23 protein-coding genes and 4 tRNA genes are annotated in these 26,679 nt (G+C 60.1%); 23 read left to right on the forward strand and 4 right to left on the reverse strand.

Annotation, left to right across the window (positions count from 1 at the left end; all coding sequences use genetic code 11):
- Positions 1-376 precede the first annotated feature (376 nt).
- From gltX to KBY08_RS17930, 8 genes are all read left to right on the forward strand, one after another.
- Positions 377-1,858, forward strand: a complete 1,482-nt coding sequence (gene gltX / locus KBY08_RS17895; RefSeq protein WP_011267360.1) for a glutamate--tRNA ligase — start codon at positions 377-379, stop codon at positions 1,856-1,858.
- A 148-nt stretch (positions 1,859-2,006) separates the two neighbouring features.
- A tRNA-Ala gene (locus tag KBY08_RS17900) sits at positions 2,007-2,082 on the forward strand.
- Positions 2,083-2,170: 88 nt separating this feature from the next.
- Positions 2,171-2,246, forward strand: a tRNA-Glu gene (locus KBY08_RS17905).
- Between the two features lie 51 nt (positions 2,247-2,297).
- Positions 2,298-2,373, forward strand: a tRNA-Ala gene (locus KBY08_RS17910).
- 46 nt (positions 2,374-2,419) lie between these two features.
- Positions 2,420-2,495 (forward strand) — tRNA-Glu (locus KBY08_RS17915).
- A gap of 525 nt (positions 2,496-3,020) precedes the next feature.
- The gene (locus KBY08_RS17920; protein WP_003397383.1) at positions 3,021-3,482 is read left to right on the forward strand and encodes an acyl-CoA thioesterase; all 462 of its coding nucleotides are present in this window, start codon (positions 3,021-3,023) and stop codon (positions 3,480-3,482) included.
- Positions 3,483-3,511: 29 nt separating this feature from the next.
- Positions 3,512-4,477, forward strand: coding sequence for a tRNA dihydrouridine synthase (locus KBY08_RS17925; protein ID WP_024660961.1), 966 nt, complete (start codon positions 3,512-3,514; stop codon positions 4,475-4,477).
- Positions 4,478-4,606: 129 nt separating this feature from the next.
- Positions 4,607-5,050: an Hsp20 family protein gene (locus KBY08_RS17930; protein WP_003316521.1), complete on the forward strand. Its 444-nt coding sequence runs from the start codon at positions 4,607-4,609 to the stop codon at positions 5,048-5,050.
- Positions 5,051-5,116: 66 nt separating this feature from the next.
- On the opposite strand, the gene KBY08_RS17935 is transcribed toward KBY08_RS17930, so the two are convergent.
- Positions 5,117-7,309, reverse strand: a complete 2,193-nt coding sequence (locus KBY08_RS17935; RefSeq protein ID WP_111522677.1) for a putative bifunctional diguanylate cyclase/phosphodiesterase — start codon at positions 7,307-7,309, stop codon at positions 5,117-5,119.
- Positions 7,310-7,372: 63 nt separating this feature from the next.
- On the reverse strand, positions 7,373-8,245 hold the full coding sequence (locus tag KBY08_RS17940; protein ID WP_003345646.1) for a LysR family transcriptional regulator: 873 nt from the start codon (positions 8,243-8,245) through the stop codon (positions 7,373-7,375).
- A gap of 145 nt (positions 8,246-8,390) precedes the next feature.
- Between KBY08_RS17940 and leuC the strand changes: the two genes are divergently transcribed.
- The 9 genes from leuC to KBY08_RS17985 all read left to right on the forward strand — a co-directional run bounded on the left by leuC (position 8,391) and on the right by KBY08_RS17985 (position 18,454).
- Positions 8,391-9,815, forward strand: coding sequence for a 3-isopropylmalate dehydratase large subunit (leuC, locus tag KBY08_RS17945; protein ID WP_003406190.1), 1,425 nt, complete (start codon positions 8,391-8,393; stop codon positions 9,813-9,815).
- A gap of 10 nt (positions 9,816-9,825) precedes the next feature.
- Positions 9,826-10,467 carry a 3-isopropylmalate dehydratase small subunit gene (gene leuD, locus KBY08_RS17950; protein ID WP_011267363.1) on the forward strand — a complete coding sequence of 214 codons (642 nt, stop codon included), beginning with the start codon at positions 9,826-9,828 and terminating at the stop codon, positions 10,465-10,467.
- Positions 10,468-10,622: 155 nt separating this feature from the next.
- A complete protein-coding gene (leuB, locus tag KBY08_RS17955) occupies positions 10,623-11,705 on the forward strand; it encodes a 3-isopropylmalate dehydrogenase (RefSeq protein WP_111522690.1) in 1,083 nt (360 codons plus the stop codon).
- Between the two features lie 70 nt (positions 11,706-11,775).
- Complete coding sequence (gene asd / locus KBY08_RS17960) at positions 11,776-12,888, forward strand: aspartate-semialdehyde dehydrogenase (protein ID WP_002552957.1); 1,113 nt, start codon at positions 11,776-11,778, stop codon at positions 12,886-12,888.
- Positions 12,889-13,068: 180 nt separating this feature from the next.
- Positions 13,069-14,073, forward strand: a complete 1,005-nt coding sequence (locus tag KBY08_RS17965; protein ID WP_011267365.1) for a 2-dehydro-3-deoxygalactonokinase — start codon at positions 13,069-13,071, stop codon at positions 14,071-14,073.
- Position 14,074: 1 nt separating this feature from the next.
- Entirely contained in the window at positions 14,075-14,710 is a 636-nt protein-coding gene (locus KBY08_RS17970; RefSeq protein WP_011267366.1) for a 2-dehydro-3-deoxy-6-phosphogalactonate aldolase, read from the forward strand.
- Between the two features lie 12 nt (positions 14,711-14,722).
- Entirely contained in the window at positions 14,723-15,928 is a 1,206-nt protein-coding gene (gene dgoD, locus KBY08_RS17975; protein WP_263870095.1) for a galactonate dehydratase, read from the forward strand.
- A gap of 326 nt (positions 15,929-16,254) precedes the next feature.
- A complete protein-coding gene (locus KBY08_RS17980) occupies positions 16,255-17,565 on the forward strand; it encodes an MFS transporter (RefSeq protein ID WP_057457295.1) in 1,311 nt (436 codons plus the stop codon).
- Positions 17,566-17,644: 79 nt separating this feature from the next.
- Complete coding sequence (locus KBY08_RS17985) at positions 17,645-18,454, forward strand: IclR family transcriptional regulator (protein ID WP_011267369.1); 810 nt, start codon at positions 17,645-17,647, stop codon at positions 18,452-18,454.
- An 11-nt stretch (positions 18,455-18,465) separates the two neighbouring features.
- On the opposite strand, the gene KBY08_RS17990 is transcribed toward KBY08_RS17985, so the two are convergent.
- Positions 18,466-19,518: an NAD(P)-dependent alcohol dehydrogenase gene (locus tag KBY08_RS17990; protein ID WP_003406175.1), complete on the reverse strand. Its 1,053-nt coding sequence runs from the start codon at positions 19,516-19,518 to the stop codon at positions 18,466-18,468.
- Between the two features lie 179 nt (positions 19,519-19,697).
- Here KBY08_RS17990 and KBY08_RS17995 point away from each other — a divergent pair, with 179 nt between their 5' ends.
- Positions 19,698-20,591 carry an AraC family transcriptional regulator gene (locus KBY08_RS17995; RefSeq protein ID WP_058398551.1) on the forward strand — a complete coding sequence of 298 codons (894 nt, stop codon included), beginning with the start codon at positions 19,698-19,700 and terminating at the stop codon, positions 20,589-20,591.
- 101 nt (positions 20,592-20,692) lie between these two features.
- On the opposite strand, the gene KBY08_RS18000 is transcribed toward KBY08_RS17995, so the two are convergent.
- Positions 20,693-22,348 carry an electron transfer flavoprotein-ubiquinone oxidoreductase gene (locus KBY08_RS18000; protein ID WP_003406170.1) on the reverse strand — a complete coding sequence of 552 codons (1,656 nt, stop codon included), beginning with the start codon at positions 22,346-22,348 and terminating at the stop codon, positions 20,693-20,695.
- Between the two features lie 519 nt (positions 22,349-22,867).
- Between KBY08_RS18000 and KBY08_RS18005 the strand changes: the two genes are divergently transcribed.
- The 5 genes from KBY08_RS18005 to KBY08_RS18025 all read left to right on the forward strand — a co-directional run bounded on the left by KBY08_RS18005 (position 22,868) and on the right by KBY08_RS18025 (position 26,667).
- On the forward strand, positions 22,868-23,617 hold the full coding sequence (locus KBY08_RS18005; RefSeq protein ID WP_024642775.1) for an electron transfer flavoprotein subunit beta/FixA family protein: 750 nt from the start codon (positions 22,868-22,870) through the stop codon (positions 23,615-23,617).
- Entirely contained in the window at positions 23,618-24,547 is a 930-nt protein-coding gene (locus KBY08_RS18010; protein WP_003366683.1) for an electron transfer flavoprotein subunit alpha/FixB family protein, read from the forward strand. It abuts the gene before it with no gap.
- Positions 24,548-24,663: 116 nt separating this feature from the next.
- Positions 24,664-25,491: a substrate-binding periplasmic protein gene (locus KBY08_RS18015; RefSeq protein ID WP_011267373.1), complete on the forward strand. Its 828-nt coding sequence runs from the start codon at positions 24,664-24,666 to the stop codon at positions 25,489-25,491.
- 10 nt (positions 25,492-25,501) lie between these two features.
- On the forward strand, positions 25,502-25,855 hold the full coding sequence (locus KBY08_RS18020) for a DUF4398 domain-containing protein (RefSeq protein ID WP_003409835.1): 354 nt from the start codon (positions 25,502-25,504) through the stop codon (positions 25,853-25,855).
- Positions 25,852-26,667 (forward strand): OmpA family protein, encoded by an 816-nt coding sequence (locus KBY08_RS18025; protein ID WP_011267374.1) that lies wholly within the window; start codon positions 25,852-25,854, stop codon positions 26,665-26,667. Before KBY08_RS18020 ends, KBY08_RS18025 begins: the two co-directional genes overlap by 4 nt.
- Positions 26,668-26,679 lie beyond the last annotated feature (12 nt).

The raw sequence follows: 26,679 nt of genomic DNA on the forward strand, positions 1-26,679 counted from the left end.
CGTTGCGGCGACCCCCGGATCAGTGTCAGGGCGAAGGAACCCGACGAAGTCGGGCCGGAAACAGGAGCGAGGGGGGTTTGCCTACTTTGGCCCCATCAAAGTAGGTCGCCGAGGGGCGAAAAGGTGACCTGAGCCGAACCTCAATCCACCTGACATCGCAGAACCGCTTTGTGACGCAGAGCGTCACGAACTGCATTCCCACGCGGAGCGTGCGGAACGAGAACTATCGTGGCTTGAAGCCTTTTTTCAGCACCCATCGGGCCCTGTGAGCAGCGCTGAGCGCGGAGCGCGAACGCAATCACATTGCCCGTGCTGGAGCCCCATGCCCCCGGCCTGTTAACATTCCGCGCTTGATCGACCTCATTCGGGATTTTCCATGACCACCGTTCGTACCCGCATCGCGCCATCGCCCACAGGCGACCCCCACGTCGGCACGGCCTACATCGCGCTGTTCAACTACTGCTTTGCCAAACAGCATGGCGGCGAGTTCATCCTGCGCATTGAAGACACCGATCAACTGCGCTCTACCCGCGAGTCCGAACAGCAGATCTTCGACGCACTGCGCTGGCTGGGCATCGACTGGAGCGAAGGCCCCGACGTCGGTGGTCCTCACGGCCCCTACCGGCAGAGCGAGCGCGGCGACATCTACCAGAAATACGCGCAGCAACTGGTCGACATGGGCCATGCCTTCCCGTGCTTCTGCACCGCCGAAGAACTCGACCAGATGCGCGCCGAACAGCAGGCCAAGGGCGAAACCCCGCGCTATGACGGTCGTGCCTTGCTGCTCTCCAAGGAAGAGGTTCAGCGCCGCCTGGATGCCGGCGAGCCACACGTTATCCGCATGAAAGTGCCGACCGAAGGTGTCTGCGTAGTACCTGACATGCTGCGTGGCGAAGTCGAAATCCCGTGGGACCGTATGGACATGCAGGTCCTGATGAAGACCGACGGCCTGCCGACCTACTTCCTCGCCAACGTCGTCGATGACCACCTGATGGGCATCACCCACGTACTGCGCGGTGAAGAATGGCTGCCATCGGCGCCGAAACTGATCCTGCTGTACGAATACTTCGGCTGGGACAAGCCGCAGTTGTGCTACATGCCGCTGCTGCGTAACCCCGACAAGAGCAAGCTGTCCAAGCGCAAGAACCCCACCTCAGTCACCTTCTACGAGCGCATGGGCTTCATGCCCGAGGCGATGCTCAATTACCTGGGGCGCATGGGCTGGTCGATGCCTGACGAGCGCGAGAAGTTCTCCCTGCAGGAGATGGTCGACAACTTCGACCTGTCGCGTGTTTCGCTGGGCGGGCCGATCTTCGATATCGAGAAGCTTTCCTGGCTCAATGGCCAATGGCTGCGTGATCTGCCGGTCGAGGAGTTCGCCTCGCGTCTGAAGACCTGGGCGCTGAATCCTGACTACATGATGAAGATTGCACCGCATGTGCAGGGCAGGGTAGAGACCTTCAGTCAGGTCGCACCGCTGGCCGGCTTCTTCTTCGCCGGTGGCGTCACGCCTGATGTGAAGCTGTTCGAGCACAAGAAGCTGTCCCCGGAGCAGGTGCGTCAGGTGATGCAACTGATCCTGTGGAAGCTGGAATCGCTGCGTCAGTGGGAGAAGGAGCGGATCATGGGCTGCATCCAGGCCGTGGTCGAGCATCTCGAACTCAAGCTGCGTGATGCCATGCCACTGATGTTCGCTGCGATCACCGGCCAGGCCAACTCGGTGTCGGTGACCGATGCGATGGAAATCCTCGGTCCGGACCTGACCCGCTTCCGGCTGCGTCAGGCCCTCGATTTGCTCGGTGGCGTTTCCAAGAAAGAAAACAAGGAATGGGAAAAGCTTCTGGGCTCTATCGCCTGAGGCATTACCTGTTCCTGTGAATCGCCCCCGGTTTTCCGGGGGTTGAATGGTAAGTGGTTGTATTACCGACAAAAAAGTTTGCAGATTGTAGAAAATAAATTTGACAGCCCTGTCACTCACGCTTAATATGCGCCCCGTCCACTGATGTGGGGCTTTAGCTCAGCTGGGAGAGCGCCTGCATGGCATGCAGGAGGTCAGCGGTTCGATCCCGCTAAGCTCCACCAAATTTAGCGTTTCAGAGTGCTGCTACACTGCTCTGAAATGATGTGAAACAAGCGGATCCAGCGACCGTTTGCTTTACGAGAAGGTTTTGTCCCCTTCGTCTAGTGGCCTAGGACACCGCCCTTTCACGGCGGTAACAGGGGTTCGAGTCCCCTAGGGGACGCCAGTTTCACCGAGTGATGCCGGAAGGTTGATCTCCGCCGAGAGGCGTAAATCCGGGGCTTTAGCTCAGCTGGGAGAGCGCCTGCATGGCATGCAGGAGGTCAGCGGTTCGATCCCGCTAAGCTCCACCAATTTTGCCAGGGTTCATCGTTCGATGAACCTGACTGAAGGTTTTGCGTCCCCTTCGTCTAGTGGCCTAGGACACCGCCCTTTCACGGCGGTAACAGGGGTTCGAGTCCCCTAGGGGACGCCACGATTTCCCGCTCTGCGGGACCAAGGGTCATTCGATTATTGAATGGCCCTTTTGTTTTTTAGGGGTTTGAAAACCCCTCCTTTCTGTTTTTATCTATTGCCACACTCAACTGTAACCGACTCTCGTGCCGATACTGCGTTGGCATGCCGTTCGGGACACTCCGCGTCCTCTATGCGTTCGCAACGCAGTGCGCCGCGAACTGCATCCTCGCGCTACAGCCCTCATGGTTATACATAAGTCTTGTGGGAGCGAGCTTGCTCGCGAAGAGGCCGGTATAGCTCCCAGGAAATAGGGGTTGGATGCATCGTCTTCGTGAGCAAGCTCACTCCCACAGGTCTGTGTCCAGTCTGCACGTACGGTTTCAGGCCTTTTATCCGGGCTTATCCAGACTTGTGTGTGACTCTGAGCGCTGTAGCGTGAAGAGCAAAAGGCGTTCCGAGGGGCGCTTTTCATGCCAGCGCGTGTGAACGCGCGCCATGACCCGCTACACTCCCGCCAATCACATCTACTCAAGCAGGAGCACGCATGGTCTGGGATCGGGCAACGCCTTTCGTCATTGATCTGAATGTCGCCGCCGAAGACATCGACGGGCTGGGGCACGCCAATAACGCCGTCTATGTGTCCTGGCTGGAGCGCTGTGCCTGGCGTCATTCGCAGTTTCTCGGGCTGGACCTGACTGAATATCGGCGTCTGGACCGGGCCATGGCGGTGGTCAGGCATGAGATCGATTACCTGGCCAGCGCCTACGAGAACGACGAACTGCAGTTGGCGACCTGGATCGTCGACTGGGACCGCCGCCTGAAAATGACCCGCTGCTTTCAGCTCAAGCGTCCTGCCGACAACCTGACGCTATTACGCGCGCAAACCACCTTTGTCTGCATCGAACTGTCCAGTGGGCGACCCAAGCGCATGCCTGCCGAGTTCATCGAGGGCTATGGCGCAGCCATCTCTGACAGCGCCGTTCCCAATCCGCACGTCGGGCAGTAAACTGGCGGACTTTTTTTCGAGTGTGACCCATGCAAATTGCTCTGGCGCCCATGGAGGGGTTGGTCGACGACATCCTGCGTAATGTGCTGACGAAAGTCGGCGGCATCGACTGGTGCGTGACCGAATTCATCCGGGTGTCCGAGCGTTTGATGCCGGCGCACTACTTCTACAAGTACGCTTCGGAGTTTCATAACGGCGCGAAGACTGACGCCGGTACGCCTTTACGGCTCCAGCTGTTGGGCTCCGATCCGGTGTGTCTGGCCGAGAATGCCGCGTTCGCCTGCGAGCTGGGCGCGCCCGTACTGGACCTCAACTTCGGTTGCCCGGCCAAGACCGTCAACCGTTCCCGTGGTGGCGCAGTTCTGCTCAAGGAGCCGGAACTGCTGCACACCATTGTCAGCCAGGTGCGCCGTGCTGTGCCCAAAGACATACCGGTCACCGCCAAGATGCGTTTGGGCTACGAAAACACCGACCTGGCGCTGGATTGCGCCAGAGCGTTGGCTGACGGCGGGGCCGAGCAAATCGTCGTGCATGCGCGCACCAAGGTCGACGGCTACAAGCCGCCGGCGCACTGGGAGTGGATCGCGCGCATTCAGGAAGTGGTCAAGGTCCCGGTAGTTGCCAACGGGGAAATCTGGACCGTTGAGGATTGGCGGCGATGCCGCGAAATCTGCGGCGCGCGGGACATCATGATCGGTCGCGGGCTGGTGGCGCGCCCCGATCTGGCCCGGCAGATTGCTGCGGCGCAGAAGGGCGAAGAGGTCGTGCCAATGACCTGGGACGCGTTGCAGCCGATGCTGCGGGTCTTCTGGCAGGACTGTCTGGTGAAGATGACGCTGATTCAGGCACCGGGTCGGCTCAAGCAGTGGCTGGTGCTGCTGACCAAAAGCTACCCCGAGGCGATCCTGATGTTCAATACGTTGCGCCGCGAGACCGACTGCGATCGCATCAGCGTATTGCTGGGCTGCGCGCCCGGTTGCTTACCCAAAAGCTGATCCCGACGAACGGTCAAAAAAATCCTGAAAAAAGTCTCTTGAAAAGCGAAAGGCTGTCCCTATTTTGGTGATCAGGCGATGCCGAAAACGGGTCGCTTAAACCACTCGCTGATAAACAGGAGAATTGTTATGGCTACTGCATTTTCTCTGGCTCCACTGTTTCGCAACTCAGTGGGATTCGACCGCTTCAACGACCTCTTCGAGTCGGCGGCGCGAAATGAGACAACCAGCGGCTATCCGCCCTACAACGTCGAGCGGCACACCGATGACCATTATCGAATCGTGATCGCTGCAGCAGGCATGCAAGAGCAGGATCTCGAGTTGCAGGTTGAAAAAGGTGTGCTGACCGTGATCGGCAACAAGCGCGAGCAAGAAGCCGAAAACGTGACGTATCTGCATCAGGGTATTGCCCGGCGTGAATTCAAGCTGTCGTTCAGGCTGGCGGACAATATCGAGGTCAAAGGGGCCGATCTGTCTCACGGCCTGCTGAATATTGACCTGGTGCGCAACGTGCCGGAAGAAGCGAAACCGAAACGCATTCCGCTCAATAGCCAGAAAGCGCTGGAAAACTGATCCGTCAGGTGATGTTGAGTCAGCGGCACGTAACAGGGAAGGCGCCTCAGGGCGCCTTCCTTTTTTTCAGTCCTGATGTGCGGTTTGCTGCGCAGGCCGTTTGAGCTCCAGCAAGGACTCGAACTGCGGGCCTGGCAGTGGTTCGCTGAACAGATAGCCCTGATAGGTGTAGCAGCCGACTCTTTCAAGAAACGCCAGTTGCTCGGAGGTTTCCACGCCTTCCGCGATCACGTTCAGGTTGAGGCTCTGCGCCATGGCGACGATGGCGCGGATGATTTCTGCGTCATTGGGGTCGTTGGTGGCGTCCTGGACGAAGGACTGGTCGATCTTCAGCGTATCCACCGGCAAGCGCTTGAGATAGGTCAGGGACGAATAGCCGGTGCCGAAATCATCCATCGCAAAGCTGACGCCCAGCGCCTTGAGGCTGAGCATCTTGAGAATGGTGTCGTCCAGATTCTGGATGACGATACCTTCGGTGATTTCCAGCTTGAGCATGGACGCCGGCAACTGGTGCAGCGTCAGGCTGCGCTCCACGCGCTCGATGAAATCGTGCTGGAGAAACTGCCGCGGGCTGATATTGACACCCATCAGGAATTTGTTTTCCGGGATCAGCCCTTGTCTTAACAGCAGGCCGCCGGTTTTGCAGGCTTCATTCAGAATATGGCTGCCGACCTCCAGAATCATCCCGCTTTCTTCAAGTATCTGCACGAACTGATCGGGCGCCAGCAAGCCGTATTCCGGGTGTTGCCAGCGCAGCAGGGCCTCGGCGCCGGTGATGTATTCGTTGCGACAGTCGACCTGGGCCTGGAAGTGCAGGTGAAATTCGTTGCGGGTCAGGGCCAGGCGCAAGTCATTTTCCAGGCGCAGACGCTGGCTGACGGCCTGTTGCATGGACACATGGAAAAACTGTGAAGCGTTACGCCCGCAATCCTTGGCCCGATATAGAGCGATATCGGCGCGCTTGAGCAGATCGGCCGGGGTCAGGCCATCATCCGGAATCAGCACCACGCCGATGCTCGGGGTGACCTGCAGGCGATGGCCGTCGAGAAACATCGGCTCGGCCAGCAGGTTGCGCAGGTTGTCGGCCAGCTCCCGCACTTGTCGGGTGACCTCGTCCTGCGAGCCTTCCAGGCCGCAGATCAATACCACGAATTCGTCGCCGCCCAAGCGCGCCACGGTGTCTTCCTGGCGCACGCTGGCTTCCAAGCGCGCGGCGATGATGCTCAGAACGCTGTCGCCCACCGGATGGCCGAGCGAGTCATTGATGTGCTTGAAATGGTCCAGATCGAGAAACAGCAGGGCGCCGCGCAGGTTCTGGTGCTGAAGCAGCGACACCTGCTGGCTCAGGCGGTCGAGCAGCAGTGCGCGATTGGGCAGCCCGGTCAGCGGGTCGTGATAAGCCAGGTGCTGAATCTGCGCCTGGGCATTTTTAAGCGCGCCGATGTCGCGGGCGTTCATCAGCAGGCAAGCGGTGTTGTTCAGGGTGATGAACTCGACCGATATATCCAGCACCAGCGGCGCGCCATGCTTGTCCCGACCGTCCATTTCGCGGTGATGCACGCGGCCTTTCTGGCGCAGTTCTTCAAGCATGTGTTCGCGCTGCAAGGTGTCGGTCCAGATGCCGACTTCATGCGCTGTACGGCCAAGCACTTCCTGGGCGCTGAAACCGGTCAGGCGGCTGAAGCCATCGTTGACCTCGACGTAGCGGCCCGAGTCGATTTCAGTGATGGTGATCGAGTCGGGGCTTGAATGAAACGCCTTGGCAAATTTTTCCTCGCTGGCCTCCAGGGCTATCTGAGCACACTGTTGGGTAATGTCCATCAGGGTGCCGGACAGCCTGACGGGCTGGCCCTGTTCATCCCGATAAATCCGCGCGCGGCCTTCAAGCAGGCGTGACGTGCCGTTCTTCAATTGAAACCGGTAGGTGACTTGCAGGCAGTCCTGCCCGGTTTCGAGTGCCGCAGCGTAGATTGCACGCATGCGACGGCGTTCTTCGGCGGGCAGGCTGCCGAAGAACTGCCCGCCAGACTGGTCGACGGGCAGTGCCGGCATGCCGTGCAACAGCGCCGCGCGTGCCGAAGCCTGCAGCCGGTTGCGGACGATATCCAGATCCCAGGTGCCCATTTGCGCCAGGTCCAGTGCCAGCTCCAGGCGATCACGGGTTTCCTGCAGGGCCCGCTCTGCGTCTTTCAGCGACAGCCTGGCAGAGGCCGTCTGTACGGTGGTTTTCGGCGCGGCGTTATCCGGTGGGTTGGGCATGTTATCCGAGCCTTTGATCGATGGAGCCGCCAGAGCGATCTGTCTGCGGCCTGCAGCCTCTATTCACTGTGTCTGCGCATCGAGCAGTTTCATGAATGCCCGTGCCGCATTCGATAGCGTGCGTTCGGTGTGCAGGATGTAGCCTAGCTGGCGATTGAGCTGTACGCCCGGCAGCGGAATGCGCGCCACCTGCTCGTCGAGCATGGTGCGCGGCAGAACGCTCCAGGCCAGGCCTATGGAAACCATCATTTTGATGGTCTCCATATAGTTGGTGCTCATGGCGATGTTGGGCTTGAGGCCCTGGGCCTCGCACAAGCCGCTGACAATGTGATGGGTAAACGTGTTACCGCCGGGAAATACCGCCGGATAGCGCACAATATCCTCCAGCTTCATCGGGCCGCTGTTGGCCAGCGGGTGCTCGGGTGCAGCGACGAAATCCAGCGGATCGTCCCATACGGGCACGGCGCGGATCAGTGCATGCGGCTCGGGCGCCAGTGTAATGACTGCCAACTCGGCGCGCCCGTGAAGAATTTCTTCATAAGCGATTTCCGAATCCAGGAACTGAATGTCCAGTGCAACCTTCGGGTAAGTGCGGGTAAAGGCCCGTAATATCGGCGGCAAACGGTGCAGGCCGATGTGATGGCTGGTCGCCAGAGTCAGCCGCCCGGTGACTTCCCCGGTCAGGTTGGTCAGTGCCCGGCGGGTGTCATCCAGCACGTTGAGAATCTGGTAGGCGCGTGGCAGCAGGGCGCGTCCGGCCTCGGTCAGACTGACTTCGCGGCCCAGGCGATCGAACAGGCGCACGTTGAGTTGCTGCTCCAGACCGGCGATGCGCTTGCTGATGGCCGGTTGGGTCAGGTAAAGGCGTTCGCCTGCCCCGGAGAAACTGCCGGTCTCGGCAATGGCGATGAAGGCATTGAGGTTGGCCAGGTCCATGGTCAGATTCCAGTTGGTTATCCAAAGTATGAAAATTATGAATTTGAGTTATTTAAGCATATTCCATAGGATGACCGCACAAGCCAAAGGGTCATCGCCACGATTGCCCAAGGCATAGAAACAAGCTGATGAGGAAGTACGTCCGATGGCCGGGAAAACGCTCTACGACAAGCTCTGGGATTCGCATTTGGTCAAACAGCGCGACGACGGTTCGGCGCTGATCTACATTGACCGTCATATCATCCATGAAGTGACCTCGCCGCAGGCGTTCGAAGGTCTGCGGCTGGCGAAGCGCAAGCCGTGGCGGATCGACTCGATCATCGCCACGCCTGACCATAACGTGCCGACCACGGCCGAACGCAAGGGTGGCATCGGTGCCATCGAGGATCAGGTGTCGCGCTTGCAGGTGCAGACCCTCGACGACAACTGCGACGAGTACGGCATCACCGAATTCAAGATGAATGACCCGCGCCAGGGCATCGTCCATGTGATCGGCCCGGAGCAGGGCGCAACCCTGCCAGGCATGAGCGTGGTCTGCGGCGACTCGCACACCTCTACCCACGGTGCATTCGGTGCGCTGGCCCACGGTATCGGCACTTCCGAGGTCGAGCACGTGCTCGCCACCCAGTGCCTGGTCGCCAAGAAAATGAAGAACATGCTGGTCTCGGTCGAAGGGCAATTGCCGTTCGGCGTGACGGCCAAGGACATCGTGCTGGCAGTGATTGGCAAGATCGGCACCGCAGGCGGTAACGGTTACGCCATCGAGTTCGCCGGCAGCGCGATTCGCGACCTGTCGATCGAAGGGCGCATGACCATCTGCAACATGTCCATCGAAGCGGGTGCCCGGGTCGGCATGGTGGCCACCGACGAGAAGACCGTCGAGTACGTCAAAGGCCGTCCGTTCGCACCCAAGGGCGCGGAGTGGGACCTCGCTGTCGAAGCCTGGAAGGACCTGGTGTCCGACCCGGACGCTGTGTTCGATACCGTGGTCAGGCTGGACGCCGCACAGATCAAGCCGCAGGTCAGCTGGGGCACCTCGCCGGAAATGGTCCTCGCGGTCGATCAGAACGTGCCGGACCCTGCGCAAGAGCCGGATCTGGTCAAGCGCGGCTCCATCGAACGTGCGCTCAAGTACATGGGCCTGAAAGCCAATCAGCCGATTACCGATATCCAGCTGGACCGGGTATTCATCGGTTCCTGCACCAACTCGCGCATCGAAGATTTGCGTGCTGCTGCGGATGTCGCCAAGGGCCGCAAGGTGGCTTCAACCATCAAGCAGGCCATCGTGGTGCCGGGTTCGGGGCTGATCAAGGCGCAGGCCGAGAAGGAAGGGCTGGACAAGGTGTTCATCGAAGCCGGCTTCGAATGGCGTGAACCGGGCTGCTCCATGTGCCTGGCGATGAACCCGGACCGCCTGGGTTCCGGCGAGCATTGCGCGTCGACCTCCAACCGTAACTTCGAAGGTCGTCAGGGCGCCGGTGGCCGGACGCATCTGGTGAGTCCGGCGATGGCCGCTGCCGCTGCAGTGAATGGCCGTTTCATCGATGTTCGCGACCTGATCCAGCACTGAGGAGTCCCGTATGAAAGCCTTTACCCAGCACCATGGCCTGGTCGCTCCTCTGGATCGTGCCAATGTCGACACCGACCAGATCATTCCCAAGCAGTTTCTCAAGTCGATCAAGCGCACGGGTTTTGGCCCGAACCTGTTCGATGAATGGCGTTATCTGGATGTCGGCCAGCCGTATCAGGACAACTCCAAGCGCCCGCTGAACCCTGACTTCGTGCTCAATCATGAGCGGTATCAGGGTGCCAGCGTGCTGTTGGCCCGGGAGAACTTCGGTTGCGGTTCCAGCCGCGAACACGCGCCTTGGGCACTGGAAGAGTACGGTTTCTGCGCAATCATTGCGCCGAGCTACGCGGACATCTTCTTCAATAACAGCTTCAAGAACGGCTTGTTGCCGATCATCCTGTCCGAGGAAGACGTTGATCAACTATTCAAGCAGGTGGAAGCCTCGCCCGGTTATCAGTTGAGTATCGATCTGCAGGCGCAGACCGTGACCCGTCCGGATGGCAAGGTCCTGAGCTTTGAAATCGATGCGTTCCGCAAGCATTGCCTGCTCAATGGTCTGGACGACATCGGCCTGACGCTGATGGACGCCGAGGCCATCGCCGGTTTCGAGAGCAGGCACCGCGCCAGCCAGCCGTGGTTGTTCCGCGACTGATCGATTGATCGATCGACAGCGGATGCATGTTTGCCAGTAAGGTGTAATTGCGCCTTGCTGGCAAAAGTGTTTTGGCCGGACGCTAAATTTTCTGTGGTATTGAGCGTTTCAAGCAGGCGTTGTCAAAGACGCCGATGCACAAAATCGAGGATGTTATGAGCAAGCAGATTCTGATTCTCCCAGGTGACGGTATTGGTCCGGAAATCATTACCGAAGCGGTCAAGGTGCTGGAGCTGGCCAACGAAAAGTATCAACTGGGCTTTGAATTGACCCACGACGTGATCGGCGGCGCGGCCATCGACAAGCACGGCGTGCCGCTGGCCGATGAAACCCTGGAGCGTGCCCGTGCGGCCGACGCCGTGCTGCTCGGCGCAGTCGGCGGACCGAAATGGGACACCATCGAGCGTGACATCCGTCCTGAGCGCGGTCTGCTGAAAATCCGTTCGCAACTGGGCCTGTTCGGCAACCTGCGTCCGGCGATCCTTTATCCGCAACTGGCCGACGCGTCGAGCCTGAAGCCGGAAATCGTCGCCGGCCTGGATATCATGATCGTTCGCGAGCTGACCGGTGGCATCTATTTCGGCGCGCCACGCGGCACGCGGGTGCTGGATAATGGCGAGCGTCAGGCTTACGACACGCTGCCTTACAGCGAAAGCGAGATCCGCCGCATTGCCAAGGTCGGTTTCGACATGGCCATGGTGCGTGGCAAGAAGCTCTGCTCGGTGGACAAGGCCAACGTGCTGGCGTCCAGCCAGCTGTGGCGCGAAATCGTCGAGCAGGTCGCCAGGGATTACCCTGAAGTCGAACTGAGCCACATGTACGTCGACAACGCTGCCATGCAACTGGTGCGTGCACCCAAGCAGTTCGATGTGATCGTGACCGACAACCTGTTCGGCGACATCCTCTCCGATCAGGCATCGATGCTCACCGGCTCCATCGGCATGCTGCCGTCGGCCTCGCTGGACACGGCCAACAAGGGCATGTACGAGCCATGTCACGGTTCGGCGCCGGACATCGCCGGCAAAGGCATCGCCAACCCGTTGGCGACCATTCTCTCGGTGTCGATGATGCTGCGTTACAGCTTCAATCTGACCGATGCGGCCGATGCCATCGAAAAGGCTGTCAGCCTGGTTCTGGATCAGGGTATCCGCACCGGCGACATCTGGTCGGAAGGCAAAGTCAAAGTCGGTACGCAGGAAATGGGCGATGCGGTAGTCGCCGCGCTGCGGAATCTGTAATCTCTCTGGCCCGCCGCCTGCTGTGTACGCGCAGAGCGGCGGTCCCACTTTTATTCAAGGTGTAGTTGCGATGAAACGTGTAGGTCTGATCGGTTGGCGTGGCATGGTCGGTTCCGTGCTCATGCAGCGGATGCGGGAAGAGCAGGACTTCGATCTCATTGAGCCGGTGTTCTTCACTACTTCCAATGTCGGTGGCCAGGCGCCTTCGGTGGGCAAGGATGTTGCGCCCCTGAAAGATGCCTACAGCATCGACGAGCTGAAAACCCTGGACGTGGTGCTGACCTGCCAGGGTGGCGACTACACCAATGAGGTGTTCCCCAAGCTGCGCGAAGCGGGCTGGCAGGGTTACTGGATCGATGCGGCGTCCAGCCTGCGCATGCAGGATGATGCGGTCATCGTGCTTGACCCGGTGAACCGCAAGGTCATCGACCAGCAACTGGACGCGGGCACCAAGAACTATATCGGTGGCAACTGCACCGTCAGCCTGATGCTGATGGGGCTGGGCGGCCTGTTCGATGCCGGTCTGGTCGAGTGGATGAACGTCATGACCTATCAGGCGGCCTCCGGCGCCGGCGCGCAGAACATGCGTGAGCTGATCAGGCAGATGGGCGCGGTGCATGCTTCGGTGGCCGATGATCTGGCCAACCCGGCCAGCGCCATTCTGGACATCGACCGCAAGGTGGCTGAAGCCATGCGCAGCGAGTCGTTCCCTACCGAGAACTTCGGCGTACCGCTGGCGGGCAGCCTGATCCCGTGGATCGACAAGGCCCTGCCAAACGGCCAGAGCCGCGAAGAGTGGAAAGGCCAGGCCGAGACCAACAAGATCCTCGGTCGCTTCAAGAGCCCGATCCCGGTGGACGGCATCTGCGTGCGCATCGGCGCCATGCGTTGCCATAGCCAGGCGCTGACCATCAAGCTGAACAAGGATGTGCCGATTGCGGACATCGAAGGTTTGATCAGCCAGCACAACCCGTGGGTCAAGCTGGTGCCGAACAACCGCGAAGCCAGCATGCACGAGCTGAGCCCGACCGCCGTGACCGGCACCATGAGCATTCCGGTAGGGCGTCTGCGCAAACTCAACATGGGTTCGCAGTACCTGGGCGCTTTCACCGTGGGTGACCAGCTGTTGTGGGGCGCTGCGGAGCCGCTGCGTCGCATGCTGAGAATCCTGCTGGAGCGTTGAGGCTTCGGTTTCACAGCCAACCCGCTTCCTGAAAGGGAAGCGGGTTTTTTAATGGCTGATACTTTTGGTTGATCGCCCTTTGTCCCTATATATGGGATTGAAATTTACATATTGAGATAAGTGTAACAACGGGTTTATAGTCGTCCTGCACTCACTTCCAAAAAAACAACAGGTGACGCAATGCAGGCGCAATTGATCGCGCTCGATTGGGGGACAACCTCACTTCGTGCTTATCGACTTGGCGAACATGGCCAGGTACTGGAACAGCGCGCGTTGAGCGCGGGCATCATGCAGTTGCCAACCACGCCGCGGCTGATCGCGGGGCAGTTCTGCAGTGACGGTTTCGAACTGGCCTTCGACCAGGCGTGCGGCGACTGGCTCGATGCCCAGCCGGATCTGCAGGTGATTGCCTGCGGCATGGTCGGCAGCGCGCAGGGCTGGCGCGAGGCGGCTTATCGGGAAACGCCGGCCAGCGTCAACGAGCTGAGCGCAGCGTTGCAGACGGTACGCAGCGTGCGCGGCGTGACGGTGCACATCATCCCCGGCGTCCTGCAGCGCTCGACCCTGCCCAACGTCATGCGTGGCGAAGAAACCCAGGTGCTGGGTGTGCTGGCAGGGCTCGAAGACGGGCAGGGCAGCCAGCCGCTGCTGATCGGTCTGCCGGGCAGCCACTCCAAATGGGTGCAGGTAGAGCGCGGTCGCATCGTTCACTTCGATACCTTCATGACCGGTGAGGTTTACGCCGCGCTCTGCGCCCACACCATTCTCGGGCGCACCATGCAGCCTGCCGAGGCGTTCGATGAGCAGGCCTTTGACCGCGGCTTGTCGATTGCCCTGTCCGACGCGGGCTCCGCCGGGCCACTGTCGACTATTTTCAGCACGCGAACGCTCGGCCTGACCGGGCAATTGAGTGCCAGCGCGCAACCTGACTATCTTTCCGGCCTGTTGATTGGCCATGAACTGGGCGCCATCGCCAGGCTGCATCTGCACAACCACGAACAATTGCCTGCGGTGATCCTCATCGGCAGCGATTCGCTGTGCACGCGCTATGCACGCGGGCTGGCCGTTTGTGGCTTTCCCGGGGTGACATTGGCCGAGCAGGCGACCGAGCGCGGCCTCTGGCAGGTCGCCGTGCAGGCTGGCCTGATCGCGCGCCGCTCGTCCCAACACATTCGAGAGGTTTGACATGCTCAAGCAAGCATTGAAAGAAAATGGTCTGGTCGCGATTCTGCGCGGCTTGCGTCCCGAAGAAGCGCCTGCCATGGGCGATGCGCTGTACGAAGCGGGTTTTCGGGTCATCGAAGTGCCGCTCAACTCTCCGCAACCGTTCGACAGCATCCGCCTGTTGCGACAGCAGTTGCCTGCCGATTGCCTGATCGGTGCTGGCACTGTGCTCACCCCTGAGCAGGTGACTCAGGTCAAGGACGCCGGCGGGCAAGTGATCGTCATGCCGCACAGCGACGCCAAGGTGCTGCGTGCGGCCAAGGCGGCCGGGCTATTCCTGTCGCCAGGCGTCGCGACGCCGACCGAAGCCTTTGCGGCACTGGCCGAAGGCGCCGATGTGCTCAAGCTGTTTCCTGCCGAGCAGATGTCGCCGGCGGTGGTCAAGGCGTGGCTGGCGGTCTTGCCCAAGGGCACGATTCTGCTGCCGGTCGGTGGTATCTCGCCGGACAACATGAAGGTATTTCTCGACGCCGGTGTGAAGGGGTTTGGTCTGGGCTCCGGGCTGTTCAAACCTGGCATGAGCGTCGCAGACGTCACCGAGCGTGCCCAGGCCTATGTGGCGGCCTGGAAGCAGCACAGCGCAGCGCTTGCAGACTGACCGGCGCAGCAGATGCCGCCGTGCAGTAGCCGCTATCCAATAAGAGAATCAACAAGAGAAACCGCACCCATGAAAATCACCAAACTCACCACGTTCATCGTTCCGCCGCGCTGGTGCTTCCTCAAGGTCGAGACCGACGAGGGCGTTGTCGGCTGGGGCGAGCCAGTGGTCGAAGGCCGCGCGCATACCGTCGCCGCTGCCGTGGAAGAGCTGTCCGATTACCTGATCGGCAAAGACCCGCGCAACATCGAAGACATCTGGACGGTGCTGTATCGCGGCGGCTTCTACCGCGGCGGCGCGATCCACATGAGTGCGCTGGCCGGCATCGATCAGGCGTTGTGGGACATCAAGGGCAAGGCGCTGGGTGTGTCGGTCAGCGACCTGCTCGGCGGTCAGGTGCGTGACAAAATTCGCGTCTACTCGTGGATTGGCGGTGATCGGCCCGCCGACACGGCGCGCGCCGCCAAGGAAGCGGTGGAGCGCGGTTTTACGGCGGTGAAGATGAATGGCACCGAAGAGCTGCAGTTTCTCGACACCTTCGACAAGGTCGACCTGGCGCTGGCCAACGTGGCCGCCGTGCGTGATGCGGTGGGGCCGAATGTCGGCATCGGTGTGGACTTCCACGGCAGGGTCCACAAGCCGATGGCCAAGGTGCTGATGAAAGAGCTGGACCCGTACAAGCTGATGTTCATCGAAGAGCCGGTGCTCAGCGAGAACTATGAAGCACTGAAGGAACTGGCGCCGCTGACCAGTACGCCGATTGCGCTGGGCGAGCGGCTGTTCTCGCGCTGGGACTTCAAGCGCGTATTGAGCGAAGGCTACGTCGACATCATCCAGCCGGATGCCTCGCACGCCGGTGGCATTACCGAAACCCGCAAGATCGCCAATATGGCCGAAGCCTACGACGTTGCGCTGGCGCTGCATTGCCCGCTGGGGCCTATCGCGCTGGCGGTGTGCCTGCAACTGGATGCGGTTTGCTACAACGCGTTCATCCAGGAACAGAGCCTGGGTATCCACTACAACGAAAGCAACGACCTGCTCGATTACGTCAAACACCCGGAAGTCTTCGACTACGACAAAGGCATGGTCAAGATCCCCAACGGCCCCGGCCTGGGCATCGAAATCAACGAAGAGTACGTCATCGAACGCGCCGCCATCGGCCACCGCTGGCGCAACCCGATCTGGCGTCATGCGGATGGCAGTTTTGCCGAGTGGTAGAACAGCAAATCCGCTAGCCATCTTTTCGGCGCTCTGCGCTCATTGCCATACATAAGTCCTGAAGAGCCTGGAAAATGGGCGTTCAGGCTTCTGCCCGCAGGGCGTGGGAGCGAACTTGTTCGCGAAAAGGCCGACATGTTCTCTGAAAATGTTTCGTTTGAAGAATTGTCTTCGCGAACAAGTTCGCTCCTACGGCCTTCGGCCAGAATCAAAAGCGCACTTGCGTATAACGATGAGCGCTCTGCGTGGGAACGAGAATCGGCGTGCCTTCAGCTCGGTTATATCGAAATACAGACCTCAATAAATCCAACAAGAGGCTACATTCCATGCGCACTCGAACTCTGGAGGGTGCGGCATCCCTGGTGACGCCGTCCCGCAAACGTTTCTTTATCATGGTGCTGCTGTTCATCACCGTAGTGATCAACTACCTGGACCGCAGCAACCTGTCGATTGCCGCACCAGCGCTGACCTCCGAACTGGGCCTTGACCCGGTGCATGTCGGGCTGATCTTTTCCGCGTTCGGCTGGACCTACGCCGCCATGCAACTGCCCGGGGGCTGGCTGGTGGACCGCGTGCCGCCGCGCATTCTCTACACCGCAGCCCTGCTGCTGTGGTCCATCGCGACCATCATGCTCGGCTTCGCCGCCAGCTTCATCGCCCTGTTCGTACTGCGCATGGCGGTTGGTGCGCTGGAAGCGCCTGCTTATCCGATCAACAGCCGCGTGGTCACCACCTGGTTTCCCGAGCGCGAGCGGGCTACCGCCATCGGCGTCTACACCTCCGGGCAGTTCGTCGGCCTGGCGTTTCTGACCCCGGTACTGGCCTGGCTGCAGGCGCACTACGGCTGGCACATGGTGTTTGTCGCTACCGGTGGAGTCGGCGTGTTGTGGGCGTTGATCTGGTACACGGTGTATCGCGAGCCACGTGATTTCAATGGCGTCAATCAGCAGGAAATCGAACTGATCCAGGAGGGCGGCGGGCTGGTGGACATCCAGAAGGACGTCGAAAAACAGAAGCAGGCGTTCAGCTGGCTGGACCTGGGTATTGTGTTGAGCAAGCGCAAGCTGTGGGGCATCTACCTGGGGCAATTCTGCCTGAACTCCACGCTGTGGTTTTTCCTGACCTGGTTCCCGACCTACCTGGTGAAATACCGGGGCATGGACTTCATCAAATCGGGCCTGCTGGCGTCGTTGCCGTTCCTCGCCGCGTTTGTCGGTGTGCTGTGCTCGGGCTTCTTCTCCGACTGGCTGATCCGTCGCGGGCATAGCGTAGGCTTTGCGCGCAAGTTGCCGATCATTGCCGGGCTGCTGATCTCGACCTCGATCATCGGTGCCAACTTCGTCGACTCCACGCCGCTGGTGATCACCTTTCTGGCGCTGGCGTTCTTCGGCAACGGTCTGGCGTCGATCACCTGGTCGCTGGTCTCGACCCTGGCGCCAGCGCGCCTGCTGGGCCTGACCGGTGGCACGTTCAACTTCATCGGCAACCTCTCTGCCATCGCCACCCCGATCGTGATCGGCTTTCTGGCGTCGGGAGACTCGTTTGCGCCTGCCATTACCTACATATCGGTCCTGGCACTGCTGGGCGCGCTGTCTTACATCCTGCTGGTAGGGAAGGTGGAGCGTATCGAGCTCTGATGTCGACGCGTCTGGACACTGGCGGTGATAATGCCGCCCGTTTTCGATCCGAACCCTTTTGATCCGAGCAAGGTTTTTCATGCATAACGATTCGATCACTCCTGAAAAGACTATCGGCAAGGAATCCGTACCCACCGGGACCCAGACCTTGCTGCGCGGGCTGGGGGTGGTGCAGGCGGTTGCCGGTGGCGCACGGGACCTCAAGGAGATCGCCCGGCTGATCGGCACCACGCGCAGTACCACGCACCGTCTGGCCAGTTGCCTGGTCGAGGAGCGTTACCTGCGCATCGTTCCTCAGGTGGGCTATCTGCTTGGGCCGAAATTGATCGAGCTGGGGTTTCAGGCGCGTGAAGAAGTGCCCCTGGCGATGCTGGCCCGGCCGTATCTGGATCGCTTGTCGGAGCTGACCGGCGATACCGTGCATCTGGCGGTGCGGGAAGGGGATGACGTGCTCTATCTGCACAAGAATCCCGGTCGCAATGGTCCGGAAATGCGTTCGCGGGTCGGGCATCGGATGCCGCTGGTGCGCACCGGTATCGGCAAGGCACTGCTGCTGGACAGTGCTCAGTCCGAGTGGCAACGGCTGTATGAAATCAGCATGCCGAGCACAGGCAGAAATCCGCTATGGCCTGCTCATGAGCAGCAAACCTGGGAGCAGTTGAAGGCGCGGCGGGAGGAGTATGTACAAGGAGGGTATGCATTCGATCTGGAGGACAACGAACCGTCGATCCGTTGTGTCGCAGCGCCGGTACGTGATGCCAGCAAACAGATCGTTGCCGGCATCAGTGTCGCCAGTACCGTGCCCTACATGCCGCTGGAGAAGATGGCCGAGCTGGTTCCGCTGATCAAAACCATCGCGGCGGAACTCTCGGCCGATCTCGGCGGCTGATCGACAGTCGATCAGGCCTTCAGCGTGGCCATGTCGATCACGAAGCGGTACTTCACGTCACCGGCCAGCATGCGCTCGTAGGCTTCGTTGATGTTGCGGATATCGAGCATTTCGATGTCGCAGGTGATGTCGTTCTCGGCGCAGAAATCCAGCACTTCCTGAGTTTCCGCGATACCGCCGATCAACGAACCGGCCAGCACGCGGCGGCTCATTACCAGATTGGCTGCGTGTACTGGTGGCTCGATCGGCTCGATCAGGCCGACCAGAATGTGGGCGCCATCGAAACGCAGGGTTTCCAGGTAGGGGTTCAGGTCGTGCTGCACCGGAATGGTGTCGAGCAGGAAGTCGAAGTGCCCGGCAGCAGCCTTCATCTGTTCGGCATCGGTGGACACGATCACATGATCGGCGCCTTGACGATGTGCTTCCTGAGCCTTGGCGGCGGAGCGGGTGAACAGGGTCACTTCAGCGCCCATGGCCTTGGCGAACTTGATGCCCATGTGGCCCAGGCCGCCCATGCCCAGAATGCCGACCTTGTCGCCCGCCTTGACGCCGTAGTGCTTGAGCGGCGAATAGGTGGTGATGCCTGCGCAGAGAATCGGCGCAGCAGCGGCCGGATCGAGTTTTTCCGGGACGCGCACGACGAAGTGCTCGGCGACCACAATGCTGTTCGAGTAACCGCCCATGGTGTTGCTGCCGTCCACGCGATCCGGCGTGGCGTAAGTCATGGTCGGGCCTTCCAGGCAGTACTGCTCGAGGTCCGACTTGCAGGCCGAGCATTCACGGCATGAATCGACCATGCAGCCGACACCGACCATGTCACCGACCTGGTATTGGGTTGCACTGCTGCCGGTGGCAGTGACGCGACCGACAATTTCGTGGCCCGGCATCAGCGGGTAGACGGCAATGCCCCATTCGTTGCGTGCCTGGTGAATATCGGAGTGGCAGACGCCGCAATAAAGGATTTCGATGGCAACGTCGTCGGCACGCAGAGCGCGACGTTCGAAGGTCATCGGGGCGAGGGGAGCGGTAGCTGACTGTGCGGCGTAACCGATAGCTGTGTACATGTTTGACCTCGCAAGGTGTGACGGAAGAGAGGCGGACCATTGTCCTGATACGGGCCCTTCGCGGCTATGGTGAATCCTCCGTGTTTCATGCCTATTCCTCCGGCCTGATATTTCAGGGTCGGCGCTGAGGCGCAAATCTGCGATGATACGGCTGTCTGTTTCTCTGTCAGGCTGTGCCCATGACCTTACCTGTTATGCCGGATGGCAATGCCACCCTTGTTTCCCTGATCCAGCCGCTGGCGGTGCGCCCGGGGTTTGTCGCTACGTCGTTGCCGGAGGTCCGCGTGCTTTCGGCGTTTGGTTATGTCGCCAGCAGCCCGCAGATCTACGAGCCGAGCCTGATGATCGTGGTGCAGGGCAGCAAGGTCGCGTGCCTGGGGCCGCGTACGTTCGAATACGGCACCGGGCATTACCTGATTCAGGCGCTCTCTGTGCCGTTCAAGTGCGAAACCTTTGCCAATCCGGAAAAGCCGCTTTACGGTGTTTCAGTGGCCATCGACCGGGTATTGCTCGGTGAGCTGGTGCAGGCGATGGGCCCGGTCACTGGACACGAGAGTCAGGTGCAGACACCGGAATCCATGACCTCGGTGCGCATCGACAACACCATGCGCGACAGTGTCGAGCGTCTGCTGCGTTGTCTGCATGATCCGCTGGAGTGTCAGGCCATGGGCCAGGCACGGATTCGCGAGGTGCTGTACACCGCCCTGCGTGGACCGCAGTCCGGGGTGTTGCGTGCACTGGTCGAACAGCAGGGGCAGTTTGCGCGAATTGCCTCGGCCGTGACCTATCTGCATGAGCATTATGACCACGCGCTGAACGTCGACACGCTGGCCAGTTGCGCGAACATGAGCACGTCGACCTTTCATGAACATTTCAAGCGCAGCACGCTGTTGTCGCCGGTGCAGTACCTCAAGCGCCTGCGCCTGCTCAAGGCTCAGCAACTGCTGGTGGCCGAGGGCCTGGGTGTGGCGCAGGTCGCGCTAAAGGTCGGCTATCAAAGCGCGTCGCAGTTCAGTCGCGAATACAAACGTTACTTTGAGCGCAGACCGGGCGAAGAGGGATGTAGGGGGTAGCCGCAAGCTTCAAGCCGCAAGCTTCAAGATCAAAGCTTGTAGCTTGTAGCTTGTAGCTTGTAGCTTGTAGCTTGTAGCTTACAACTTGCAGCTGCTTCACCTCACATATTCGGGTAGGTCGGGCCGCCAGCACCTTCCGGTGCCACCCAGGTGATGTTCTGCGACGGGTCCTTGATGTCGCAGGTCTTGCAGTGCACGCAGTTCTGCGCGTTGATCTGGAAGCGTTTCTCGCCGTCTTCCTTGGTGATGACTTCATACACGCCGGCCGGGCAGTAACGCTGAGCCGGCTCGTCATACAGCGGCAAGTTCTTGCTGATCGGGATGCTCGGATCGGTCAGCTTCAGGTGGCAGGGTTGTTCCTCTTCATGGTTGGTGCTGGAGAGGAATACCGAACTGAGCTTGTCGAAACTGAGCTTGCCGTCGGGTTTCGGGTAATCGATCTTCTTCGAGTCGGCTGCCAGCTTGAGGCAGGCGTAGTCCGGCTTGGTGTCATGCAGCGTGAACGGCAGCTTGCCACCGAAAATGTTCTGATCGATGAAGTTGAATGCGCCGCCCTTGATCGCGCCGTATTTGTGGATCGCCACGCCAAAGTTGCGGCTGGCGAACAGCTCTTCGTGCAGCCAGCTGGCCTTGAAGGCATCCACGTAGGAAGTCAGCACGTCGCCGCCTTCCTTGCCGGCCAGCAGCGCGTCGGCCACCGAATCGGCAGCCAGCATGCCGGACTTCATCGCCGTGTGGCTGCCCTTGATCTTGGCGAAGTTCAGCGTGCCCAGATCGCAGCCGATCAGCGCGCCACCGGGGAAGACCATTTTTGGCAGGGAGTTCAGGCCGCCCTTGGTGATCGCGCGGGCGCCGTAGCTGATGCGCTTGCCGCCTTCCAGGTATTGCTTGATGACCGGGTGATGCTTGTAGCGCTGGAATTCGTCGAACGGCGACAGGTACGGATTGCTGTAGGACAGGTCGACGATCAGACCGACCACTACCTGATTGTTTTCCAGGTGGTAGAGGAACGAGCCGCCCGGATTGTCATCGTTCAGCGGCCAGCCTGCGGTGTGAACCACCAGCCCCTGTTCATGTTTTGCCGGGTCGACTTCCCAGATTTCCTTGAGGCCGATAGCGTAATGCTGCACGTCGGCTTCGTCGTCGAGGTTGAAGCGCTTGAGCAGCTGCTTGCCGATGTGACCACGGCAGCCTTCGGCGAACAGCGTGTACTTGGCGCGCAGTTCCATGCCGGGGGTGTACAGGCCTTCCTTCGGATTGCCTTCGCGGTCGACACCCAGATCGCCGGTGACGATGCCGCGTACCACACCGTTCTCGTCGAACAGCGCTTCCTGGGCGGCAAAGCCCGGATAGATTTCGACACCGAGGTTTTCAGCCTGCTGAGCCAGCCAGCGGCACAGGTTGCCCAGCGAGATGATGTAGTTGCCATGGTTGTGCATGGTCTTGGGGACGAAAAAGTCCGGTATTTTCTGGGCTTTTTCGGCATCGCGCAGCATATAGATGTCGTCGCGCTTGACCGGCGTGTTGAGCGGGGCGCCCAGTTCCTGCCAGTTGGGGAACAGTTCATTCAGCGCGCGGGGCTCGAACACGGCACCGGAGAGGATGTGCGCACCGACTTCGGAGCCTTTTTCCACCACGCAGACGCTGATTTCCTGGCCAGCTTCAGCGGCCTTCTGTTTAAGGCGGCAAGCGGCAGAAAGCCCGGACGGGCCGGCTCCGACGATAACGACGTCGAATTCCATGTATTCGCGTTCCACAGGCTATCTCCTACTCTCAAGGCTCACGGTGTTTTTATGGGCACTGCTTTTTTAGTCGCTGCAGGCCGACGCATGGAGGTATTGAACCGCCCCGTCTTTTAATGGTTCGCATTATATCTACACCACTGCGCGGGTCCAATACAAACGTTTGTTTGAATCGGCCGCAGGCCAGATAAATCAAAGACACCAGACTCGGAACTGGCCGATTTGGCGTATTGACCGGAAAAGGCGTTGCGGTCAATATACGGGCGGTTTTGCGTTTGCCGTAGGCTGAAACGAGGTTCCCGGATTGCGGGCAATCTCTGAAAAGGCATCAGGCAGACGCGCTGCAGGCAACAGGTCAACGTCGCACGGCGCATTTTACACACCCAGCCGCTGCTTGACGGGTGACTCCCGGCTTTTATAGGGCTTTTTAAAGCCGTCCGAATGGCCTGCACGCATAGCGATTGCTTGTTGAGGACACATATCGATCGCCTGGTGCCGCCGGGCGACTTCTTTTCACCGGAGAGTGAGGAATCCATGAAGGTTCTTGTAGCTGTCAAACGAGTGGTCGACTACAACGTCAAGGTTCGCGTCAAGGCGGACAACTCCGGCGTCGATCTTGCCAACGTCAAAATGTCCATGAACCCGTTCTGCGAAATCGCCGTTGAAGAGGCGGTTCGTCTTAAAGAGAAGGGTGTAGCCACCGAAATCGTCGTCGTCACCATCGGCCCTACCACCGCTCAGGAACAACTGCGTACCGCCCTGGCACTGGGTGCCGACCGTGCCGTGCTGGTCGAGTCCGCCGAGGAGCTGACTTCTCTGGCCGTGGCTAAGCTGCTCAAGGCCGTGGTCGACAAGGAGCAGCCGCAACTGGTGATCCTTGGCAAACAGGCCATCGACAGTGATAACAACCAGACCGGCCAGATGCTGGCTGCGTTGAACGGCTACCCGCAGGGTACGTTCGCATCCAGGGTTGAAGTGACCGGTGACAAGGTTGCCGTGACCCGTGAAATCGACGGCGGCCTGCAGACCGTTTCCCTGAGCCTGCCAGCCATCGTGACCACGGACCTGCGTCTGAACGAGCCACGCTACGCTTCGCTGCCCAATATCATGAAGGCCAAGAAAAAGCCGCTTGAAGTGCTGACCCCGGATGCACTGGGCGTTTCCACGGCCTCGACCAACAAGACCCTCAAGGTCGAAGCGCCGGCTGCACGCAGCGCCGGCATCAAGGTCAAGTCGGTGGCTGAACTGGTCGAGAAACTGAAAAACGAAGCGAAGGTAATCTAAATGACGATCCTGGTTATCGCTGAACACGACAACGCGACCGTAGCCCCGGCTACGCTCAACACCCTTGCTGCTGCCCAGAAGATCGGCGGTGACATTCATTTGCTGGTGGCCGGTTCCGGCGTGAGCGCCGTTGCCGACGCCGCCGCCAAAATTGCCGGTGTGACGAAGGTCCTGGTGGCTGACCACGAAGCCTACGCGCACCAACTGCCTGAAAACATCGCTCCCCTGGTTGTAGAGCTGGCTGCGGGCCATAGCCATGTTCTGGCTGCGGCAACGTCCAATGGCAAGAACATCCTGCCGCGTGTCGCTGCGCAGCTGGATGTCGACCAGATCTCCGAGATCGTTTCGGTGGTGTCCGCCGACACCTTCACCCGTCCGATCTACGCCGGTAACGCCATCGCCACCGTGCAGTCGACGGCTGCAGTCAAGGTCATCACCGTACGAGCCACCGGCTTCGATCCGGTGGCTGCAGAGGGTGGCTCGGCCGCTGTTGAAGCGGTTTCGGCTGCTCACGATGCCGGCAAGTCCAGCTTTGTGGGTGAAGAACTGGCGAAATCCGATCGTCCGGAGCTGACAGCGGCCAAGATCGTCGTTTCCGGTGGTCGCGGCATGCAGAACGGCGACAACTTCAGGCACCTGTACACGCTGGCCGACAAGCTCGGTGCGGCAGTGGGTGCTTCCCGCGCTGCGGTCGACGCCGGTTTCGTACCCAACGACATGCAGGTCGGTCAGACCGGCAAGATCGTTGCGCCTCAGTTGTATATCGCGGTCGGTATTTCCGGTGCGATTCAGCATCTGGCCGGTATGAAGGATTCCAAGGTGATCGTTGCGATCAACAAGGATGAAGAGGCGCCAATCTTCCAGGTCGCCGATTACGGTCTGGTGGCTGACTTGTTCGAAGCCATCCCCGAGCTGGAGAAGCTGGTTTAAGCCACGCGCTTGCACTATAAAGAGAACCCGTTCGATTCGGGGTTCGCGCACCGGCGGTTTACGGTGCGCCTGCCCGGATCGAACGGGTTTTTTATTGAGTATCGAAAGGACTTCTCATGGTGCATTCCCGGCTGCTGTCTTCGCTTCTCTTCGGGCTGATCACGCTGCCGACACTGGCATCCGCCGCAGGCAAGTGCGAGCGTCTGATCGTGACCGGCAGCCCGGACGCGCCGCCTTATCTGTGGCGTGATCCCCAGGACCCGCGGCACCTGATGGGCGCCAATGCCGATCTGCTGACGCAGGCAGCGGGCGAGCTGGGTATCAAGGTCGAGTTTCTGTATGGCGGCAAGCGCAGTCAGGCACTCGAAGAAGTGCGCACCGGGCGCATGGACCTGCTGGCTGACGCACCGTTGAATGCCGCACAACTCGAAGCGCTGGATTACATTCATCCGCCGATCGTGCAGAACGAGATCATGGTCTGGACGCGTCACGATCACAGCGTGCCGTTCAATGCCGTCAGCGAGCTGCAGGGCCATCCCGGCGCCATGTCGGAAAAGACCCGTTTGACGCCTTCCTTTGATGCGCTGGCCAGACAGAATCTGACTCTGGAGCGCCTGCCTGCACTCACGCCTGCCTTTCAGAAGCTGGCCTTGGGTGAGGTGGATTACGTGCTTGCCGGGCGTTATGCCGGTATGGTTATGGTGCAGACGCTAGGTCTTTCCACAGACCTGACAGCGCAGCCGTTACCGGTCGATACACCGGGTTTTTACCTGGCCTTGTCGTTCAACTCGGCCTGCAATGAACCATGGTTGCGCGGACAGCTGGCGAAAAAGATGACAGAATCGGCCGCCTCTGGCCTTGCGGGCGATGTCATCAGGCACAACCTGGCATTGTGGAAAGCCCAACTGCTGCAGCCTGCCAGCGCCAGCGCACCCAACAAGTAGGGATGTTTTTGTGAGTATTCGTTTTTCAATTGCCGTCATGGCAATCGCCACGCTGGCCGGCTGCGCCAGTGATCCGGTACCAACCGAGCAGTTCAAACTGACCGAGCAGGCGCTGGAGCAGGCCAAGGCGGTCGGCGCCAGTGACGATCAACCCGAGATGGAAGTCGCTCAGGCCGGATTCGCCGAAGCCCGCGCCTCCATGGCAAGCCACGCCTACAAGGACGCGCGCATGAAAGCCGAGCAGGCCGAGCTTGATGCGCGCCTGGCCGAGGCGCGAGTGCTGACCCTCAAGAGCCAGGAGCAGATCAATCAGTTGAATACCCGCCTCAATCGCTTGCGCAAGCAGCTGGGGGAGGCGCAATGAAGCGTATTCCTCGTGTCCTGAGTGTGTGTCTGTTGCTGGGGTCGGCTGGCCTATACGGTTGTGCCGGTCACAAGGACAGTGGCCAGGCCTTGCAGCAGGCCAGCGCCGACTTCCAGAAGGTCAAGGAAGATACCGATGTGCTGCGCAGTGCGCCCAAGGATGTCATTCGCGCGGGTGAATCACTGGCCCGCGCCGAGCGTCTGTCCAGTTATCTGGGAAGCGGTGCCGATGTCGCTCACTACGCCTACCTCAGCAGCCGCTACAGCGAGATCGCGCGTGAGCACAGCAATCTGATGTTGAGCCAGGAGCGTCTGGCGAAAATGGACATGGAGCGCCAGCGTATGCAGCTGGCACTGCGTGAAGCCAAGCTGGCCAGCGCCCAGCAGCAGGGCCGTTGGCTGGAAGATCAGATTCTCAGCCTGGCCACCACCGAAACCGACCGCGGGCTGGTCATGACCCTGGGCGATGTGCTGTTCGACGCCGGACATGCCGAGCTGAAAAACTCGGCAAGTCGCACCATTCTCAAGGTTGTACAGTTTCTGCAGATCAACCCGCGCCGAGTGGTCCGTATCGAGGGTTATACCGACAGCACGGGCGATCGTCAGGAAAACCTGAAGCTGTCGAAAGACCGGGCACAAGCCGTCGCTGACGTGCTGATGGACCTGGGCATCGATGAAAAACGTATCCATGTCGAAGGCTATGGGCAGGAGTTTCCTGTGAATGCCAACACCTCCGAGCGGGGCCGCGCGCAAAACAGGCGTGTCGAGATCGTTTTCTCGGACGAAAAAGGTCAGCTGGGCGCAGCTCGCTGATAAAAAGCCGGT

It is taken from the genome of Pseudomonas sp. P135 (genome assembly GCF_020312125.1).
Taxonomy (GTDB): Bacteria; Pseudomonadota; Gammaproteobacteria; order Pseudomonadales; family Pseudomonadaceae; genus Aquipseudomonas; species Aquipseudomonas fragariae.